This window comes from Dechloromonas sp. A34 (assembly GCF_026261605.1).
Lineage (GTDB): Bacteria > Pseudomonadota > Gammaproteobacteria > Burkholderiales > Rhodocyclaceae > Azonexus.
Genome location: NZ_CP102486.1, coordinates 3,284,787 through 3,303,360, shown reverse-complemented (window position 1 = coordinate 3,303,360; position 18,574 = coordinate 3,284,787). Strand labels below are relative to the sequence as shown.

At 64.1% G+C, this 18,574-nt stretch carries 21 protein-coding genes and 1 pseudogene; 9 read left to right on the top strand and 13 right to left on the bottom strand.

Translation table 11 applies throughout. The annotated features are described in order from the left end of the window. Positions 1 to 807 (top strand): alpha/beta fold hydrolase, encoded by an 807-nt coding sequence (locus NQE15_RS16530; protein ID WP_265942799.1) that lies wholly within the window; start codon positions 1 to 3, stop codon positions 805 to 807. A gap of 11 nt (positions 808 to 818) precedes the next feature. Here the strand turns inward: NQE15_RS16530 and NQE15_RS16525 are convergent, their stop codons facing one another. Both NQE15_RS16525 and NQE15_RS16520 read right to left on the bottom strand, forming a co-directional pair. After that, positions 819 to 1,232 (bottom strand): secondary thiamine-phosphate synthase enzyme YjbQ, encoded by a 414-nt coding sequence (locus tag NQE15_RS16525; RefSeq protein ID WP_265942797.1) that lies wholly within the window; start codon positions 1,230 to 1,232, stop codon positions 819 to 821. Between the two features lie 4 nt (positions 1,233 to 1,236). Then, positions 1,237 to 1,611, bottom strand: a complete 375-nt coding sequence (locus NQE15_RS16520; protein WP_265942795.1) for a YajD family HNH nuclease — start codon at positions 1,609 to 1,611, stop codon at positions 1,237 to 1,239. A 77-nt stretch (positions 1,612 to 1,688) separates the two neighbouring features. Between NQE15_RS16520 and NQE15_RS16515 the strand changes: the two genes are divergently transcribed. Then, positions 1,689 to 2,114, top strand: a complete 426-nt coding sequence (locus NQE15_RS16515) for an acyl-CoA thioesterase (protein ID WP_265942793.1) — start codon at positions 1,689 to 1,691, stop codon at positions 2,112 to 2,114. Between the two features lie 3 nt (positions 2,115 to 2,117). Then, entirely contained in the window at positions 2,118 to 3,008 is an 891-nt protein-coding gene (locus NQE15_RS16510; protein ID WP_265942791.1) for a radical SAM protein, read from the top strand. Position 3,009: 1 nt separating this feature from the next. On the opposite strand, the gene NQE15_RS16505 is transcribed toward NQE15_RS16510, so the two are convergent. After that, positions 3,010 to 4,218 (bottom strand): MFS transporter, encoded by a 1,209-nt coding sequence (locus tag NQE15_RS16505; RefSeq protein WP_265942789.1) that lies wholly within the window; start codon positions 4,216 to 4,218, stop codon positions 3,010 to 3,012. A gap of 84 nt (positions 4,219 to 4,302) precedes the next feature. On the opposite strand from NQE15_RS16505, the gene NQE15_RS16500 reads away from it, so the two are divergent. Next, positions 4,303 to 5,106 carry an AraC family transcriptional regulator gene (locus tag NQE15_RS16500; RefSeq protein WP_265942787.1) on the top strand — a complete coding sequence of 268 codons (804 nt, stop codon included), beginning with the start codon at positions 4,303 to 4,305 and terminating at the stop codon, positions 5,104 to 5,106. Positions 5,107 to 5,113: 7 nt separating this feature from the next. Here NQE15_RS16500 and msrB read toward each other — a convergent pair whose 3' ends face one another. Continuing rightward, positions 5,114 to 5,512 carry a peptide-methionine (R)-S-oxide reductase MsrB gene (msrB, locus tag NQE15_RS16495; protein WP_265942785.1) on the bottom strand — a complete coding sequence of 133 codons (399 nt, stop codon included), beginning with the start codon at positions 5,510 to 5,512 and terminating at the stop codon, positions 5,114 to 5,116. Between the two features lie 85 nt (positions 5,513 to 5,597). Between msrB and NQE15_RS16490 the strand changes: the two genes are divergently transcribed. Then, entirely contained in the window at positions 5,598 to 6,290 is a 693-nt protein-coding gene (locus NQE15_RS16490; protein WP_265942783.1) for a UPF0149 family protein, read from the top strand. A gap of 58 nt (positions 6,291 to 6,348) precedes the next feature. On the opposite strand, the gene NQE15_RS23910 is transcribed toward NQE15_RS16490, so the two are convergent. The 3 genes and pseudogenes from NQE15_RS23910 to NQE15_RS16480 form a co-directional block, all read right to left on the bottom strand. Then, positions 6,349 to 6,501, bottom strand: a complete 153-nt coding sequence (locus NQE15_RS23910) for a PDZ domain-containing protein (protein ID WP_323054996.1) — start codon at positions 6,499 to 6,501, stop codon at positions 6,349 to 6,351. Positions 6,502 to 6,620: 119 nt separating this feature from the next. Continuing rightward, positions 6,621 to 7,637 (bottom strand): annotated as a pseudogene (locus NQE15_RS16485) (Do family serine endopeptidase); the annotation flags it as partial. 230 nt (positions 7,638 to 7,867) lie between these two features. Beyond that, positions 7,868 to 8,218 carry a hypothetical protein gene (locus tag NQE15_RS16480; protein ID WP_265942781.1) on the bottom strand — a complete coding sequence of 117 codons (351 nt, stop codon included), beginning with the start codon at positions 8,216 to 8,218 and terminating at the stop codon, positions 7,868 to 7,870. 64 nt (positions 8,219 to 8,282) lie between these two features. On the opposite strand from NQE15_RS16480, the gene NQE15_RS16475 reads away from it, so the two are divergent. After that, a complete protein-coding gene (locus tag NQE15_RS16475) occupies positions 8,283 to 8,756 on the top strand; it encodes a nucleoside 2-deoxyribosyltransferase (RefSeq protein ID WP_265942779.1) in 474 nt (157 codons plus the stop codon). Positions 8,757 to 8,768: 12 nt separating this feature from the next. On the opposite strand, the gene NQE15_RS16470 is transcribed toward NQE15_RS16475, so the two are convergent. The 6 genes from NQE15_RS16470 to NQE15_RS16445 form a co-directional block, all read right to left on the bottom strand. Further along, complete coding sequence (locus NQE15_RS16470) at positions 8,769 to 9,137, bottom strand: hypothetical protein (RefSeq protein WP_265942777.1); 369 nt, start codon at positions 9,135 to 9,137, stop codon at positions 8,769 to 8,771. 91 nt (positions 9,138 to 9,228) lie between these two features. Continuing rightward, positions 9,229 to 10,422, bottom strand: a complete 1,194-nt coding sequence (locus NQE15_RS16465; RefSeq protein ID WP_265942775.1) for a DUF2252 domain-containing protein — start codon at positions 10,420 to 10,422, stop codon at positions 9,229 to 9,231. 52 nt (positions 10,423 to 10,474) lie between these two features. Next, positions 10,475 to 10,837, bottom strand: coding sequence for a cupin domain-containing protein (locus NQE15_RS16460; RefSeq protein ID WP_265942773.1), 363 nt, complete (start codon positions 10,835 to 10,837; stop codon positions 10,475 to 10,477). Next, a complete protein-coding gene (locus tag NQE15_RS16455) occupies positions 10,834 to 11,298 on the bottom strand; it encodes a CreA family protein (protein ID WP_265942771.1) in 465 nt (154 codons plus the stop codon). Before NQE15_RS16455 ends, NQE15_RS16460 begins: the two co-directional genes overlap by 4 nt. A gap of 28 nt (positions 11,299 to 11,326) precedes the next feature. Further along, a complete protein-coding gene (locus tag NQE15_RS16450) occupies positions 11,327 to 12,337 on the bottom strand; it encodes a patatin-like phospholipase family protein (RefSeq protein WP_265942769.1) in 1,011 nt (336 codons plus the stop codon). Positions 12,338 to 12,455: 118 nt separating this feature from the next. Then, complete coding sequence (locus NQE15_RS16445; RefSeq protein ID WP_323054901.1) at positions 12,456 to 13,841, bottom strand: 3'-5' exonuclease family protein; 1,386 nt, start codon at positions 13,839 to 13,841, stop codon at positions 12,456 to 12,458. Between the two features lie 86 nt (positions 13,842 to 13,927). Between NQE15_RS16445 and nifJ the strand changes: the two genes are divergently transcribed. The 3 genes from nifJ to NQE15_RS16430 are packed head-to-tail and all read left to right on the top strand — an operon-like array spanning position 13,928 to position 18,553. Further along, entirely contained in the window at positions 13,928 to 17,548 is a 3,621-nt protein-coding gene (gene nifJ, locus NQE15_RS16440; RefSeq protein WP_265942767.1) for a pyruvate:ferredoxin (flavodoxin) oxidoreductase, read from the top strand. After that, positions 17,541 to 18,377 carry a dihydroorotate dehydrogenase-like protein gene (locus NQE15_RS16435; protein ID WP_265942765.1) on the top strand — a complete coding sequence of 279 codons (837 nt, stop codon included), beginning with the start codon at positions 17,541 to 17,543 and terminating at the stop codon, positions 18,375 to 18,377. Before nifJ ends, NQE15_RS16435 begins: the two co-directional genes overlap by 8 nt. Beyond that, a complete protein-coding gene (locus NQE15_RS16430) occupies positions 18,377 to 18,553 on the top strand; it encodes a hypothetical protein (RefSeq protein ID WP_265942763.1) in 177 nt (58 codons plus the stop codon). Before NQE15_RS16435 ends, NQE15_RS16430 begins: the two co-directional genes overlap by 1 nt. Positions 18,554 to 18,574: the final 21 nt, after the last annotated feature.

Below are 18,574 nucleotides of genomic sequence, written 5' to 3'. Positions count from 1 at the left end.
ATGGAGATCAAGGTTCTCGGCCAGATGGCCTATGTCTACAACGGCGGCAAGAAGCTCACGGCCGATACCGTCAATCAACAGCCGGTGGTCGTCTTCCTGCACGGCGCGCAGCAGGACCATTCGTGCTGGGTCTTGCAGAGCCGCTGGTTCGCCCATCATGGGTTCTCGGTGCTCGTCCCCGACTTGCCGGGCCACGGGCGCAGTGGCGGCGAGCCGCTGGCTTCGGTCGAGGCGCTGGCCGACTGGGTGGTTGCGCTGCTCGATGCCTGCGGTGTCGAGCAGGCGACCTTGATCGGCCACAGTATGGGTTCGCTGGTGGCGCTCGAAGTGGCGGCCCGTTTCGCACCGCGCGTCGGCAAGACCGTGCTGATCGGCAGTTCGCTGCCGATGCCGGTATCGCAGGCCCTGCTCGATGCGACGCGCGACGACGAGCCGAAGGCCGCCGAAATGATCAATACCTGGTCCTACTCGGCGACCGGACAGATCGGCGGCAACACGGTGCCCGGCCTGTGGCTGCTCGGCATGAACCAGCGCCTGATGGAACGCCAGAAGAAGGGCGTTTTCCATACCGACATGAACGCCTGCAATGCCTACTCGCGCCGCCCGGAAAGCCTGACGGCCATTACGTCGCCGCTGTTGATCGTCGCCGGCAATCAGGACAAGATGACTTCGCCCAAGGCCGCCAAGGCGCTGCTCGGTTTCATCGCCGGGGCGCGGCTGGTCAGCATCGAAGGCAGCGGCCACGCGCTGATGGCCGAGCGGCCGGATGCCGTGCTCGACGCCCTGCGCGACTTCATCGCGACCTGAGGTTGGCGAAATCAGCCGAGCAGGGTAACGACGATTTCCCGGCGATGGCCGTGCGTACGGTGCTCGAACAGGTAGATGCCCTGCCAGGTGCCGAGCAGCAACTGGCCGCCGGCGAAGGGTACGGTCAGTGAGGTGCCGGTGAGCAGCGAACGGGCGTGCGCCGCCATGTCGTCGTCGCCCTCCAGGTCGTGGCGGTAAGCCGGGTCGCCATCCGGCGCCCAGCGCTGCAACAGGGTTTCCAGATCGCGGCGCACCGTCGGGTCGGCATTTTCGGTGATTGCCAGGCCGCAACTGGTGTGGCGCACGAAAACATGGGCGATGCCGCTATCGAGCGGGGTCTTGCGGACCACCGCCGCAATCTCGGCGGTGATCTCGACCGAGCCGCGGCCGGGGGTATCGAAGCTCAGTCGATGCTGCTCGCTCATCGGTTCAGCTCTTGCCCTTGTCCTTGAGCAGGCCTTGCAGCGCGGCGAACGGGTTGTGCGTGGCGCCGCCACCACGCGCCGAACTGGTGTCGGTGTAGCCGCGGTCAGCCTCGATTTCTTTCTGGTGTTCGTTGTCGTGGCAGTAGATGCAAAGCAGTTCCCAGTTGCTGCCGTCGGGCGGGTTATTGTCGTGATTGTGGTCGCGGTGATGCACGGTCAGTTCGCGGACATTGGTCGCGGTGAATTCGCGGGCGCAACGGCCGCAGATCCACGGGTAGATTTTCAGGGCGCGCTCGCGATAGCCTTCGGCGCGGGTATCCGCTGCCTTGCGGGCGTCGAGAACGAGTTTGTCGAGTTTGTTGTGGTCGATCGACTTCATGGCGGACTCCGGTGTTTTTTCCGGATTCTACGCTGCAGCACCTAAAATGCAGGCTTCCCGAACAGCCTGAAACCATCATGCCCCGCATCAAGATAGACCTGCCCGAGCACTTTACGTTCGCTACCGAAATCCCGATCTATATCGGCCACATCAACTACGGTCATCATCTCGACAATGCGGCGCTGATCTCACTGGTATCCGAGGCCCGGGTGCGCTTTTTCAAGGCGCTGGGCTATACCGAGCTGGATGTCGAAGGCGTCGGCATCGTCGTCGCCGACGTCGCCGCTCAGTACCGTTCCGAGGCCTTCCACGGCGAAACGCTGGTCGTCGAAATGGGCGCCGACGATTTCAACAAGTACGGCTGCGATCTGGTCTGGCGCCTTTCCGACAAGGCGAGCGGGCGCGAAGTGGCGCGCGGCAAGCACGGCATCATGTTCTTCGACTACGCCGCCCGCAAGCCGACTTCGGCGCCGCCGGCCTTCGTCGCCAAAGTGAGCGGCTAGGCGATGCTGCCAATCCGTTACGTCGAGCCGGTCTTCCGCCCGCCGAGTGAGGCGGAGTCGCTGATTCTGCCGGTGACCGACGGCTGCTCGTGGAACCAGTGCACTTTTTGCGAGATGTACACCGCGCCGCAGAAGAAATTCCGGGCGCGCGAAGAGGATGAGGTTCTCGACAGCATCCGCCTGACCGGCCAGCGCTACGGCGATCAGGTTCGCCGCGTCTTCCTGGCCGATGGTGACGCGCTGGTCCTGCCGACCCGGCGGCTGTTGGGTATCCTCGAGGCGATCCGCACCCATCTGCCGGCCGTGCGCCGTATCTCCGCCTATTGCCTGGCGCGCAACCTGCGCAAGAAGTCGCAGGCTGAAATCGATCAACTGGTGGCAGCCGGCCTGAAAATGATCTATCTCGGCGCCGAATCGGGCGATGACCAGGTGCTGGCCGCGGTCAAGAAGGGCGAAACCTTCGACAGCACCCGCGAGGCGCTCGACAAACTGGGGAGTGCCGGCATCACCCGTTCGGTGATGATCCTCAACGGCCTCGGCGGCAAGGTCTATTCGCAGCAACACGCCGAGAATTCGGCGCGGCTGGCCAATGCCACGCAGCCGGAGTATCTGGCGACGCTGGTGGTCAGTTTTCCCAAGGGCGAACAGCGTTTCCGGGCCGATTTTCCGGAATGGGAGCCCCTCACCCAGCCCGAACTCTTCGTCGAGATGGAGCAATTTCTCTCCAGCCTGGACCTCAAACGCACGGTCTTTCGCAGCGACCACGCCTCCAACTGGCTGGTCCTCAAGGGTACGCTGGGCGCCGACAAGGAACGCCTGCTGGCCCAGATCCGGCAGGCCATCGCCGCGCCGGATGAGGCCCACCTGCGCCCGGGCTGGGCGCGCGGCTTATAGCTTAAACGGCCTTGCCGACGCGTAGCGCGGCGAGGATGGCCAGCGTCTGCAGCACGGCGACGCCGACCAGCACCTGGCTAAACTGGTGGCCGTCCATCAGGCCGCCGAAGATCAGCGGGGCGCTGGCCAGCCCGAGGTCGAGGCCGGAATAGACGAAGCCATAGACCCGCCCGAAGGCTGCCTGCCCGAAACGGGCGGTGGCGGCGCGGCGCACCAGCAAATCGCGCGAAGGGCCGGCGATGCCGGTGCAGAAACCGATCCCGGCCATCAGCGGCAGAATGCTCCAGCCCGGCAGGATGCCGGCCGCCAACAGTATCGCCAACAGGGCGGCGACGCCGAGGGCGGCGGCGATCAGCCGGTCATGGTCGCCCTTCTGGGCGAGAAAGCCGCCGAGCACGATGCCGGCTGCACCGCCCAGCAGGTAGGTCGATAAGGCCGCGGCTGCCGCGGTGATCGAGAGGTTATAGAGCGCCTGCAGGATGGGGCTGGCAAAGTTCTGGATAACGCCGAAGGCGGCGGTAATCAGCAGGAAGAACAGGAAGCACAGCCAGACGGCGCGCGAGTTGAGGAAGGCGAAGGCCGGACCGCTAGTCTGGCCGTGCTGGCTGGCGTGATAGCCGAGCGGATCGGCGATCGCCTGTCGCCGCCAGTAGAGCAGGGCTAGGGCGAGCAGGGCGACCAGCGTCGCGCCGAGCGCTGCGCTGCGCCAGCCGGCGACGGTGGCAATGCCGGCCATGAAGACCGGGGCCGCCGCCCAGCCCAGGTTGCCGGACAGGCCATGCACGGAAAAGGCATGACCAAGCCGCGGTTGCGAGACGTGGCGATTGAGCACCGTGAAGTCGGCCGGATGAAAGACGCTGTTGCCGAGGCCGGCCAGTGCGGCGACCACGACGAGCATCGGGTAGCCGGAAGCAAAATGCAGCACGACCCCGGCCAGCGCGAAACAGCTGATACCACCACCGAGCACCCGCGCCGCACCGAAGCGGTCGACGAGAAAGCCGGCCATCGCCTGACCGATACCGGAGACGATGAAAAAGACCGTCATCGTCGCCCCGATGCCGGTGAAGCTCAGCCCGAAATCGGCCATCAGCCAGGGAAAGAGGGGCGGCAGCAAAAGGTGGAAGAAATGCGAGACGCCATGGACGAAACCGATCAGCGAGATGGTTTCGAGATCGCGCTTGGCGGTGGGAGGGAGGACGGCTGCGGTCATGGCGGCGACGGAAAGATCGGACAGGAGCCAGTTTATTGAATCCCGGTTTGACTGAAATACGATAACGTGACATAAATTATCGCGATGCTGACACACCTGCCATTCGACCCATGCCCGCGTCGGGCGCCGACTGCCGACGAACCGCTCACCGTCAATCTGCGTAGCCTGCCGGCCGATGTGACGGTGCCGGCCCACAGCCACGACTGGGCCCAGCTGGCCTATCCCTTGCGCGGCGCCTTGCGCATTTCGGCGGCCGGCATGGCCTGGCTGGTGCCGGCCTTTCGCGCCGTCTGGATTCCGCCCGGGATCGAGCACGAGGTTGTCGCCCTCGGCGAGGTCGAATTGCGTACCGTCTATGTCGCCCGCGCGGCCTCGCCCTTACCGCTCGGGGCCTGTGCGGTGATCGAGGTATCCGGGCTGATGCGCAGCCTGATCGAGGCGCTCAGCGAGGCGGTCAAGGGCGAAGCGGCCGAGGACCGGCTGCGGCGCGACCTGATGATCCGCCTGATGTTGGCAGAAATGCGCCGGGCGCCGCCGCTTTCGCTGGGCCTGCCGCTACCCCGGGATCGCCGTCTGCAGGCGCTGTGCAACGCGCTGATCGAAGACCCGGCGTCGCCGCTGTCCTTGGCTGAATGGGCGGAGCGGGTCGGAGCCAGCGAACGGACCCTGGCCCGCCTCTTCCAGAGCGAACTGACCATGGGTTTCGGCGCCTGGCGCCAGCAATTGCGCCTGGCCCGGGCGCTCGACCTGATCGGCCGGGGGCGGCCCGGCGGCGAGGTCGCGGCCGAACTCGGCTACGCCAGCCAGGCGGCCTTTTCGGCGATGTTCAAGCGCGCCTTCGGAGTGCCGCCCGGGCGCTTCATGCAGGAACGGGCCAAGCTGGCCTGAACCGCGCTCAGGTCTGGTCCGGGTCGAGCTTCAACGAGGCCGAGTTGATGCAGTAGCGCAGCCCGGTCGGTGCCGGACCATCCGGAAAAACATGGCCGAGGTGGGCACCGCATTCGTGGCAGGTGACCTCGGTACGGATCATGCCGAAGCTCTGGTCGACGTGCTCATCGACCAGTTTCTCGTCGTTGGCGGTGTGAAAGCTCGGCCAGCCGCAGCCCGAATCGAACTTGGTCTCGGAACGGAAGAGCGGGGCGCCGCAGCAGATGCAGCGATAGGTGCCATCGTCATGGCAATCCCAGTACTGGCCGGAGAAGGCCGGCTCGGTCCCTTTCTTGCGGGCGACACGAAACTGCTCGGGGCTGAGTTCGGCGCGCCATTCGGCATCGGTTTTGACTATTTTCGTCATGGATTGGCATTCCTCGGGGTTGGCGACGCGATGTCGGACACCTATACTCGACGATGATTCACTCTGCCCAACAGGATAAACCGATATGAACCCCACCCCCCTCACCGACGCTGATCTCGACCGTCTGGAAGAACTGCTCGAAACCGAAGTTTTCGCTGACGAAGCCATGCGCCTCGATGAAGTCCAGGCCATGCTCTGCGCCATTGTCAGCGGTCCGGAGCCGGTGCAGCCCAGCGTCTGGTTGCCGGAAGCGCTGGGCAAGGGCATGGAAACTGACGATCCGGTGGTCGCCGAAACGGTGGAACTGCTGATGCGCCTGAACAACGATATCGCTGCCGCACTGCTCGCCGACGAAACGGTGGCCCCGGTGCTCTATCCGGAAGACGAAAGCTGCGAGACCTACGATTACGCCGCCTGGGCCGATTCCTACATCTTCGGTGCCGGGCTGGCCGGCGACTGGTACGACCTGGCCGGCAAGCATGCCGACGACCTTTCCGAATTGCTCGAACCGATGTTCATGCTCAACGGTATGCTCAAGGAAGACGTCGAAAAAAGCGGCGAGCGCTGGTTTGCGCCGGCCGAGGAAGCCCGTCTGGTGGGCGACATCCAGGAGAACCTGCCGGTCATCGTGCAAACGCTCTACAACTTTTGGCGCAACAAGCGCATGGGCGGCACCATCCGCCATGAAGAACCGAAGTCCGGTCGCAACGATCCTTGCCCCTGCGGCAGCGGCCGCAAATTCAAGCAGTGCTGCGGTCGTCCCGACAAGCTGAACTGAATCCGCTTCACCGCCGACTGCTGGACGGGCGGCTCAAGCGAACCGTCCGGCCGCTGCCTCAGCCGAGATCGACCGGCACGAAAATCCGCGAGTCGCCGCGTTCGACCAGTAGGGCGACCCGTTTGCCGGCTTTGGTGACCAAGGCGCGTAATTGCTCCGCCCCCTTGACCGCTTCACCATTGACCGAAACGATGATGTCGCCCGGCTGAATGCCGGCCCTGGCCGCCGGGCCACTGACGTTCTGAACCAGGGCGCCGCCCTTGACCTCGGCCTGCCGTTGTTCTTCGGGGTCAGGGAACGGACGGCGACGCCGAGCCGGCCCTTGTCGCCTTCGTGAGGCTCAACGGCGGCCAGCTTCTGGTCGCTGAAGCTGCCGATCTTGACGTTGATTTCGCGGGTTGCGCTATTGCGCCAGACTTGTAGCTTGACGCTTTCGCCAGCCGACATGCCGGCGACGATGGCTGGCAATTCGCCGGAATTGAAAATTTCCTTGCCGTTGATGGCGAGAATCACGTCGCCCGGCTCAAGGCCGGCCTGGGCTGCCGGGCTGCCTTTTTCCACCGAGTTGACCAAGGCGCCGGCCGGCTTCTTGAGGCCGAACGAGTCGGCCAGCGACTGGTCGATCTCCTGGATCGTCACCCCCATCCGGCCGCGCTGGACCTTGCCGTGCGTGGCGATCTGCCGCTCGACGTTGATCGCGACTTCAATCGGGATGGCGAAGGAAAGTCCCTGGTAGCCACCGCTGCGCGAGAAGATCTGCGAATTGATGCCGATCACCTCGCCGGCCATGTTGAACAGCGGGCCGCCGGAGTTGCCGGGATTGACCGCGACGTCGGTCTGGATGAAGGGAACGTAGCTGCCGTCCGGCAGGGAGCGCGATTTCGCCGAAACGATGCCGGCGCTGGCGCTGTTCTCGAAACCAAAGGGCGAGCCGATGGCCAGCACCCACTCGCCGACCCGGGTGGTGCCCGAACTGCCGATTCTCACGGTCGGCAGATCCTTGGCATCGATCTTCAGCACGGCGACGTCGCTCGCCTTGTCGAGGCCTTTCACCTTGGCCTTGAATTCACGCTTGTCGATCAGCTTGACGGTAACCTCCTCGGCGCCATCGACGACATGGGCATTGGTCAGGATGGTGCCGTCGGGCGTGACGATGAAGCCGGAACCCAGTCCGTGTATCGGCGATTCGCCGCCGGGTTGCGGCAGGCGGAAGTGGCGGAAGAGCTCGTAGAGCGGATCGTCCGGTGACAGTTGTGGCATGTTCGGACCATTGGCAGCGGTCTTGCGTGTTCCGGTGACGCTGATGTTGACCACGGCCGGGCCGTTGCGCTCGACGATGCTTCCCATGTCGGGCAGGGCTTGCGTCGCCAGCGGTGCCGCCGGGGCTGCGAGCGGGGCAGCCGTCGGGATTGCGGCACTGGCCTGACCGATCGCCTGCAGTTGGCCGATGGAGTAGGCGCCACCGAGCGCCGCTGCAATGCTCAGCGCGGCGACCGTCAATTTAAGGTTTCGGATATTCATCATGGGTTTCCAATTTTTTTCATATGAGGTTGCAGTCGGTCGTGAAGACGATCTGACTAAGGCATGGTTTCGATTGGCGGCTGTCCGCGATGAGCGCTGAAACCTGCAACATCCGGAGGAGAGGCGCTTCCGGAGCGATTTTCCGTAGTCGGCGCCGGCTCGCGTTCGGCGTTGGCGATGGCTTCACCACCCACCGTGGCGCCGATGCTGCCCGCAATCAGCAGCGATCGCAGCAGGCCGGGCAGCCTGAAGTACTGGCGCGATACCTCGAGAAAGTTTGCGGTGTTCTTGTGATTCAACGTGTTGGTTTTGGTCATGGCAATTTCCTCGGCAAGAATCCAGAGTCCCATCTTTGCGGAGGCCAGCGATTTTTCAAGTATGCTTTTTGCGACGATTTGTATCGCCATGTTTCACAGCGCCGCGTTCCTGGCCAAGCAAGGGCAGGGCGGACCTATCAACGACGGATGACCAATGAAGCTCTATCTAGCCGGCCCCGATGTCTTTCGCCCGGATGCCCTGGCCTGGGCCGACGAAGCGCGCCAACTGTGCCAAGCCGCCGGCCATGACGCGCTGATTCCGCTCGATGGCGTCGAAACCACCGCACCGGGCATTTACCACGCCAACATCGACCTGATCCGTTCGGCCGATGCTGTGCTCGCCAACCTCAACCCGTTTCGCGGCTGCGAGCCGGATTCCGGTACCTGTGTCGAAGTCGGTTTCGCGCTGGCCCTGGGCAAGCCGGTGATCGGCTATCTGGCGCGCGATGAGACGACGACGGCCCGCGTCGAGCGGATTTCGGGGACTGCGCTCGAATGGCGCAATGGCCGGCCGCTCGATCAGGCCGGTCTGTATGTCGAGGATTTCGGCCTGCCGCTCAATCTGATGCTGGCGGTGCCGACAAGGATTGTCGTCGGCGGACTGAGTGAGGCGCTGCAGGCCGTTTAGGGATGGGCTTGCTTACTTGGTGATGGCCGATTTTCGGCCGGAGTATTGGTCGCTCAGTCGCAAGGCCGCATCGCTGAAACTGCTTGCTGGGTTGTCGTTGCAATAGCGGTTTACCCACTGCTCGATCGTGCCGCTGGAAATGGTCGAAACCTGCTGGCTCGGGCGCGCATAGTTGTAGCCGGTCAGCAGGCCACGTATCCAGACGATGTAAAGGGCGCGCTGATCGGCATCGTCCTTGGATTGCTTCCAGACCTGGCAGCTCATGTCGTCGAACCCCAGGGTCTTCAGTGGCTCCGCCCGGGCGGGCGAGGGGCCGAGGACAAGCAGCACCAGTGCGGCAAGCGCGATGGAAAGCGGATTTCGGTACTTCCTGAAAGACATGCCACGACTCCGGTTGGCAATGAGAACGACCCAACGGTATTTTGCCACCATATGCGCTGTCGATTGAACTCATTCGGGCCTCAAGACATGCTTACAGTGCGGATTGGCGAAATGTTTCCCACTGTTCGTGCGTCGTTTTGGTCATCGCGTCGACCGTTTCCAGAAGCTCGGACATCCATCTTTCGCCTTGGGCAAAATCGCTCAGCTGGTCGGCGCTGGCTGCGCCACCACGCCCGCTGGCGCGCAATTGGTCCCAGGCCAGAACATTGCCCATGGCATAGACAACGTCGCGCAGCCGATCGAGCTTCTTGCCCCAGTCGCCGATCGCCACCCGATCCTCCGAAGGCTGGAGATCCCTGAGGATGCAGGGTTGGCCGTCGTACGTCACCGGCTGGAGAAAGGCATGGTCGACCGCTTGCAGTCGATTCTGAATTGTGGCGATCCGCCTGGCCTCGTCTTGCCATACCGGTTGGATGACGTCGATCTGGCGCAGACGAGGCAGCAGGGATGAGGGGTGCGTGGCCTTCAGGTCGAGCAGATAGTTTTCATCCGGCGAGCCCTTGCCGTCGACCAGAATGACGTAGCGGGTGACGCCCAGGCTGCCGGTGCCGGCGATCCGACGCGCCACGTCGAGGACCTTGAAAAAGCCGGGTTTGGGCTGCTCGGCCGCCCAGCGTTTCATGAAGGCCGTGACTTTGTCCCGCTCGCTCGCAGCGACGGCAAGCGCCTTGATCCCATCGATCTTGATCCGTCGTTGCCCGTCGTCGAGGATGGTGCGGCGGTCGAGGAAGTTCTCCCGTTTGCGCTCGGCGAGCGCCACGAACAAGTCATGGATCAGGCCCGACGAGGTTTCGCCTTCGACCCAGAGCGGCTTGCCGCGCAGCAGGGCGGCGCGGTAACTATGCAGGCAGTCGCTGGCGACGGCCCTGGTTTCGGCCTCCGTCGCGCGCAGGGTTTCGGCGCCGCAGCGGATGCTGGTTAGCAGCCGGACGATATCCCAGGTGCAGGGCGCCAGGGCACTTTCGTCGAAGTCATTGATGTCGAAATAGACCAAGCGGTTGTCGGCCTTGTAGCTGCCGAAATTCTCGAAATGCAGGTCGCCGCAGCACCAGGCCAAGGGGGCCCGGTCTAGCACCGGGGCGTCGGGCAGCGCATCGTAGAAGAGGTGGCAGGCACCGCGCAGGAAGACGAAAGGGCTTTCCTTCATCTTGGCGTAGCGCATGGTCAGCCGTTCCGGGTCGCGCCCGCTATCGCGTTTCCGGATCGCCTCGATGATGGGGTTCATGCGCTTTGCTCCGGTGAGAGGTTGGCGATTGCCGACGGCAGGCCGTCAGGCGTCAGAGCAGAATGGTGTCGTCGTGCGAATAGGCGGGCGCGCAGCAGCACAGTATGTGCAATGCCTCGCTGCCCGTATTTTCGACGCGATGCGGCGTGCCTGGCGCAATGGCGATGCTGTCGCCGACCCTGATTGTGAATTTCTCGGTGCCCAGCGTCATCAGCCCGCTGCCGCGGGTGACGTGGTAGATCTCTTCGCTGCTGTCGTGGCGATGGAGCTGGGTCGCACCCCCGGGGGGAACGACCGCTTCGGCCAGACTCTGCCGGCGCACCGCATGCTGGCTAGGGTGGAGCAGTTCGCGGATTTCCGAGCCGTCCTTGGTGATGTAAGGCGCCACCTGGCGCAGCGCGGTCCTTGCCTTCACTTGCCGCCCCAGGGCTGGATTGGCACGGTGGAGATGGCATTGGCCGGCGCCCCCTCGATCAGCTTGCGGCTGATCGCGAGGTAGATCAGGACTTTGCGCTTGGCGTCGTAGGAGCGATGGATGGCGGTTTCCTTGAAGAGCAGTGAGGTGTTTTCACTGAAGGCGATTTCGTCTTCCGGCAACTTGGCCGGCAGCGTGATCGGGCCGATCTGGCGGCAGGCTAGCGAAAACTGCGAGGGATCTTCGGCCAGGCCAAAGCTGCCCTTGACACCGCCGGTCTTGGCCTGGCTGACGTGGCATGTGACGCCGGGAATTTTCGGGTCGTCGAAGGCATAGACGCAGACCCGGTGATTGGCGCCGATCAGCTTCCAGGCGGTGGTGACGCAGCCGACCTCATCAGCTGCCGCAGGAAGACTGGCGGGCAGGGCGAGGGCGGCGAGGATCAGGGGCAAGTGGCGCATGGCGGGTTGTCGGGCGAGTGGTGGAAGTTCAAGCATGCCGCAGAGTGTGCAGGAAGGCGAGCCCTTCGCGCTGGCCTTCGATCAGCAGGCCGTTGATGAAGGCCGGGCTGCGGTCGAGCTTGGACGGGTAGTCGAGCTCGCGCTTGAGCGGGATGTGGCGAACCGTGACCTGCTTGAATTGCTCGGCATTCAGCCAGCCTCTGGCCAGCCACTTGTTGGTCTGGTCGACAAAAAACAGTTCCTGGTTCAGCGAGAGGTTGCCGGCCAGTTCGTTGCGACGGTCGGTGATTTCGTTGCTCAGCTTGGGTTCCTGGCTACGCTGTTCCGGGTTGATTTGGATGATCCAGATTTCGTCGGGTTTGTCCTCGCGACTTTGTTCGCCGGCCAGGAAGCCGCGGATCGGCGGGTTTTCCGAAAAGAGCCCGTCCCAGTAGAGACCGTGGCCGATACGGACGGCGCGGAAGAGCTCGGGGATCGCCGCCGAGGCGAGCAGAGCCTCGGGGGTGATGCGTTTTTCCTCTTCCGGGTGGTGCGAATGGAAGACCGTGAACTCTCCGGAGAGAACGTCGACGGCACCGACCAGCAGGCGCGGTGAGTTTGTGCCGATCAGGTTCGGCAATTGCGCGAAATCGACATGGCGCTGGATGGCGTCGGCGAGGACTTCCTGGCCGCCGGCCGGCAACTGGTAGGGACTGATTTCCGGCATGGCGAGATAACCGGAACTGCGCTGGAGCCAGACCAGGAAGGAATTGAACATGCTGTCCGGCAATTTCTTGGCCGACATGTCGCGCCAGAACGCCTCCAGCAATTCCGCACCCCTTCCCGGGTCGCCGAGCAGCAGGCTGTACCAGGCAATCGTCGCGCACAGCGCGCCGCCGGAGGTGCCGGAAAATCCGATGATCCGATGCTCGGACGGCTTCAGGTTGCGCAGCAGGGCCTGCAGGACACCGCCGGTGAAGGCCGTATGGCTGCCGCCACCCTGACAGGCGATGGCAATGGTCTTGGCGGGAGCGGTGGGAATTGGATCGGGAGGATTCACGGTGGGACTCCGGCGAAAGAAGTGCCCTTAGTTTGCCACGGATTGGTTTTTGTAATGACATTGGCACGCAATGATTTGCCGTCTGTCATTATGCAGCGCCGGGCGGCGAAGCCGACGCTCAGCGTAGCGGCTTCATCCGGCCAACGTGCTTGGCGAGAATCTTGTAGGTGTCGCGGTCGAATGGCGGTCGGCCGGTTGCCAGCAGCGTGTGGATATCCTCTTCGCTTTTCACCGTGCCCAGGTAACGCCAGCCAGCGACGAGGTGTGTCTCGTCCCCCTCGTGGATCAGCGCCGGACCGTTCAGTGGCCAGGCGGCCAGCTTGAGTCGGGCGAGGGCGCCGACCAGTCGCATCGTGTGCCTGGCGTAAGGCTCGTTGCCGACGCAAGCCCCCTTGCACCGCCTGATCTGGAAGCCGAAACAGGGTTTGCCGGGAGCGGTCTTTTCCAGGCCGAGCAGGGCGTCGCACAAATGGTGTTCGGTGGCCAGGGCGCGCAGCACGTCGGTTGCCTCCTTGGTGCTCTTGAACAGGCCGTAGCACGAGGCGCGGATGTCGAAGTCGAGATCCTGTGCCGAGGCCAGCAGCGGGCGCAGCCAGCCTTCTCCTTCATCGATCAGCGTCCAGGTGCACAGCTCGTCGTTCTTGCGCAGCAGGCGGTTGTGAGTCGGCTGCAATTGCTTGACCAGTGCCGCTTCCTTGAGCAGGGCACCGATTTCGCCGGCGGTCTCGATCCAGTCGATGCGCTTAACCTGCTGCGACAGCGCCATATCCTTGGCCGACTGATGGTCGGCCGCGAAGTGCGAAAGCACCCGCTGGCGGATGTTCTTGGCCTTGCCGACATAGAGCGGCAGGGCGTTTTCACCGTAAAAAAGATAGACGCCGGGCGTGTCGGGGAGGTCATCGACGATGCCGGCGTCGAGATGCGGCGGCAGGCTGGGGTGGGCGTCCTGGGCCTTCAGTGCGGCTTCGATCGCCGCGCTGTCGAGGCCGGCGTGGATCTTCTGCCAGAACTGGTGAATCAGCTGGGCATCGGCCAGCGCCCGGTGGCGTGCCTCGGCAGCCAGGCCGTGGCGCTCGATCAGCGAATCGAGGTTGTGGCGCTTGTGCTCGGGGAACAGGGCGCGCGACAGCTTGACCGTGCACAGCACCGGGGCGCGAAAAGTGACGTCGAGCCGCCTGAACTCATTCTTTAAAAAGCCGTAGTCGAAGCGCGCGTTGTGGGCGATGAACAGGCGGCCTTCCAGGCGGCGCAGCGTTTCGGCGGCGACGTCTGCGAACGAGGGGGCGTCGGCCACCATCTCGTTACTGATACCGGTCAGTTGTTCGATAAAGGGCGGGATGCGGGTGCCCGGATTGACCAGTTGCTGCCATTCGCGAACGGTACCGTCGGCATCGACTTCGACGATGCCGATTTCGGTGATCCGGTCGACGGTGGCGGTGGCCCCGGTGGTTTCCAGGTCGACAAAAGCTAGTGGGCGCATGTCGTGGATTTTCTCACGGCGCAAGCGATTCGCCGGTTTCTCCAGGCAATTATTCAGAGGGAATGGGCGTAGAATGGCCTTGTTGCGTTGCAGCATTGCAAGGATCCATCATGAACAAGATGCTCACCATCGACGGCAACGAAGCCGTCGCCTCGGTTGCCTTCCGGGTTTCCGAAGTGATCGCGATTTATCCGATCACCCCCTCGTCCGGCATGGGCGAACTGTCAGACGAATGGGCGGCACAGGGTAAGCTCAACATCTGGGGCAGCGTCCCCAAAGTGGTCGAACTGCAGTCCGAAGGCGGCGCCGCCGGTACCGTCCATGGCGCACTGCAGGCGGGGGCGCTGGCTACCACCTTCACTGCCTCGCAGGGCCTGCTGTTGATGATCCCCAATATGTACAAGATCGCCGGCGAATTGACGCCGACGGTCTTTCACGTCGCCGCCCGTGCTGTGGCGACGCACGCGCTGTCGATCTTCGGCGACCATTCCGACGTGATGGCGACCCGCGCCACCGGCTTTGCCATGCTGGCTTCCAATTCGGTCCAGGAAGCGCACGACATGGCGGCCATCGCCACCGCCGCAACGTTGGCCGGGCGGATTCCGGTGCTGCATTTCTTCGACGGCTTTCGCACCTCGCATGAAGTGGCCAAGATCACCGCCATCGACGATGGTGTATTGCGCAAGCTGCTGCCGCCGGAGCGGGTCAGCGCCCAGCGCGGCCGTGCCCTGTCGCCGGAGCACCCGGTACTGCGCGGCACCGCGCAGAATCCGGATGTCTTCTTCCAGGGCCGCGAGGCACAGAACCCGTGGTTCGACGCCTTCCCCGGCACTGTCCAGTGCTGCATGGATGAATTCGGCAAGCTGACCGGCCGCCATTACAAGTTGTTCGACTACGTCGGCGCTCCCGATGCCGAACGCGTCATCGTGCTCATGGGCTCCGGGGCCGAAACGGCGCAGGAAACCGTCGACCACCTGAATCGCCAGGGCGAGAAGGTCGGACTGCTCAAGGTCCGCCTATTCAGGCCCTGGGCGCCGGCCGCCTTGCTCGTCGCATTGCCGGCGACGACGCGGAATATTGCCGTGCTCGACCGCTGCAAGGAGCCGGGGGCCGAGGGGGAGCCACTCTACAAGGACGTCCTGGTTGCCCTGGCCGAAGACATTTCCAGCGAGGCACCACGCTTCGCCAAGCTGCCCCGGGTGATCGGCGGCCGTTACGGGCTGGGTTCCAAAGAATTCAACCCGGCCATGGTGCTCGCCGTTTTCGACGCCCTGGCCGGCGAGCAGCCGAAGCGCCGCTTTACGGTCGGCATCCACGACGATCTGAGCGGCCTGTCGCTGCCGTTCGATCCGGCCTTCCGCACCGCCGCGGCGCATGAGACCTTTGCGGCCGTGTTCTACGGCCTGGGTTCGGACGGCACGGTGTCGGCCAACAAGAACTCGATCAAGATCATCGGCGACGAAACGGCGCTGCATGCCCAGGGCTATTTCGTCTACGACTCCAAGAAGTCGGGGGCGATGACCGTTTCGCACCTGCGTTTCGGGCCGCAGCCGATTCACTCGACCTACCTGACCGGCGCCGGCGACGCCAAATTCATCGCCTGCCACCAGCCCCTGTTCCTCGAAACCCATGATCTGCTGGTGCATGCCGCAGCGGGCGCGGTTTTCCTGCTCAATACCGAGGTGCCGCCCGCCGAGGTTTGGGCCACGCTGCCGCCGGCCATGCAGCGAACGATGGTGGACAAGCGGATCAGCTTCTACGTCATCGATGCCTATCAGGTCGCGGCCGACGCCGGCATGGGGCGGCGTATCAACACCGTGATGCAGACCTGCTTCTTCGCCATTTCCGGCATCCTGCCGCAGGACGAGGCGATCGCCGCGATCAAGCACGCCGTCGAAAAGACCTATGGCCGCAAGGGCCGACGCATCGCCGAGCTGAACTATCGGGCGATCGACATGACGCTGGCATGCCTGCATCAGGTGGCGGTACTGGCCGAGGCGAGTTTTGCCGCGGAACAAGCGATCGTAGTGCCAGCGGTCAGCGATTTCGTCCGCCAGATGACCCTGCCACTGATCGCCGGCCGCGGCGATGCGTTGCCGGTGTCGCTGTTCCCGGCCGACGGCACCTGGCCGCTCGGCACCGCCAAGTATGAAAAGCGCAACCTGGCCTTGCAGATACCGGTGCTCGAAACCGACCTGTGCACGCAATGCGGCAAGTGCGTTTTTGTCTGCCCGCATGCCGCCATCCGCGCCAAGGCCTATCCGGCCGAACTGGCCGACGGGGCGCCGCCGAGTTTCAAGAGCATGGCGATTCGCAGCAAGGATTACCCGGCCGGATGGAAGATGAGTTACCAGGTGGCGCCTGAAGACTGTACCGGCTGCACGCTGTGCGTCGAAGTCTGCCCGATCCGCGACAAGAGCAATGTTTCGCGCAAGGCGCTGAACATGGCCGAGCAGGCACCACGACGGGCCCCGGAAGCGGAAAACTGGGAATTCTTCCTGAAACTGCCCGATTACGACCGGCGCCTCGCCAAGCGCGGCACGGTGCCCGGCGCCATGTTGCTGCCGCCGCTCTTCGAATTTTCCGGGGCTTGTGTCGGCTGCGGCGAAACGCCCTATATCCGGCTGGCGACGCAACTGTTCGGCGACCGCATGCTGGTCGCCAACGCCACCGGCTGCTCGTCGATCTATGGCGGCAATCTGCCGACGACGCCGTACTGCACCAATGCCGAGGGCCGCGGTCCGGCCTGGAACAACTCGTTGTTCGAAGACAACGCCGAGTTCGGCCTCGGCATGCGCCTGGCCACCGACCAGCTGGCCGAAGCGGCGCGCACGCAGTTGAAGGCGATGGCGCTTGAAGTCGGCGACGCCCTGGTCGAAGCGCTGCTCAAAGCCGAGCAGGGCAGCGAAGCCGGCATCCATGAACAACGCGAGCGCGTTGCCCTGCTCCAGGCCAAGCTGGCTCACATCGCGACGCCGGCCGCCGCGCAGCTGGCGGCGCTCGCCGATTACCTGATCCGGCGCAGCGTGTGGATCATCGGCGGCGACGGCTGGGCCTACGACATCGGTTTCGGCGGCCTCGACCACGTGCTGTCCTCAGGCGCCGACGTCAATATCCTGGTTCTCGATACCGAGGTCTATTCCAATACCGGCGGCCAGAACTCCAAGGCGACGCCGCGCGGCGCAGTCGCCAAATTCGCGGCCGGCGGCCAGCCCAACCGCAAGAAGGATCTGGCGCGGATCGCCATGGATTACGAAAACGTCTTCGTCGCCAAGGTCGCCTATGGCGCCAAGGACACGCACACGCTGAAGGCCTTCCTCGACGCCGAAAGCTATCCCGGCGTCTCGATCATCATCGCCTATAGCCCGTGCATCGCGCACGGGGTCGATCTGTCGCACAACCACCGGCAGCAGGATCTCGCCGTCAAGGCCGGCCACTGGCCGCTGTTGCGCTACGATCCCAGGCTGCGCGAGCAGGGGCGCAACCCGATGTCGGTCGATAGCGCCGCGCCGAGCATTCCCTTCCGCGAATTCGCCCGCAACGAAGCCCGCTTTACCGTACTTGAACGTCAGCATCCGGAAGCCGCCGAGCGCTTCATGGTGCAGGCCGAAAAGGATGCCAAACTACGCCACCAGGAATATCTCGAACTCGCCGAAATGGCCCTGCCCGAAGCCGAGATCGAGAAAAAAGCCGAAGCCGCCGCCGAAACCAAGGAGACCCCCCATGCCTGATCTTTCGACCCGCTACCTGGGCCTGAATCTGAAAAATCCGCTGGTCCCGTCGTCGTCGCCGCTCAGCCACGACCTCGACACCGTGCTGCAGCTTGAAGATGCCGGGGCGGCGGCCATCGTCATGCATTCGCTGTTTGAGGAGGACATCCGCAACGACGAGCAGATGGTCGACCGCTTTCTCGTGCACCCCGAGACCTTCGGCGAGGCCAACGGGCATCTGCCCTACGGGAAGAACTACCAGAGCCGGCTGGATGGCTATCTGGCGCAGATCGAGCGCCTGAAGTCACGGCTGGACATCCCCGTGGTGGCCAGCCTGAACGGCTCCTCGCTCGGCGGCTGGGTCGAACTCGGCGAGGAAATGCAGGCGGCCGGTGCCGATGCGCTGGAGCTCAATGCCTGGTTCATGCCCTCGGATCCGAAAGTTTCCGGCGAGGCGCTGGAAGATCACTACATCTCCTTGCTCAAGGAGTTGAAGGCGGTGGTCAGGATTCCGGTGACCATGAAGCTTTCGCCTTTCTTCTCGTCGCTGCCGCATTTCCTGCACCAGGCTGAAATGGCCGGTGCGGCCGGCGTCTCGCTGTTCAATCGCTTCTACCAGCCGGACATCGATCTGGAGACGCTGAGCGTCGTCGATCGCGTGCATCTCTCATCCTCGGCCGATACCTTGCTGAGCATGCGCTGGATCGCCATCCTGCGCGGCCGCACCCGGCTGACCCTGGCCGCCACCGGCGGCGTGCACACCGGCGAAGATGCCCTGAAAATGTTGCTCGCCGGGCCGATGCGGTCCATATGGCGAGCGCGCTGCTGCAGCGAGGGCCGGCCGCCCTGATGGAAGTTCTCGACGGCATGCGGCACTGGATGGAAACGCGGGAATACGCGTCGGTGGCCCAGCTCAAGGGCTCGATGAGCCAGCAGAACTTGCCCGATCCCAGCGCCTTCGCCCGCGCCGCCTACCTCAACGTGCTCGACTCCTTCACCGCGCCACGCACCAGCAAGTCGCATTAGCCGGGGGGAGGGTCAATCGGC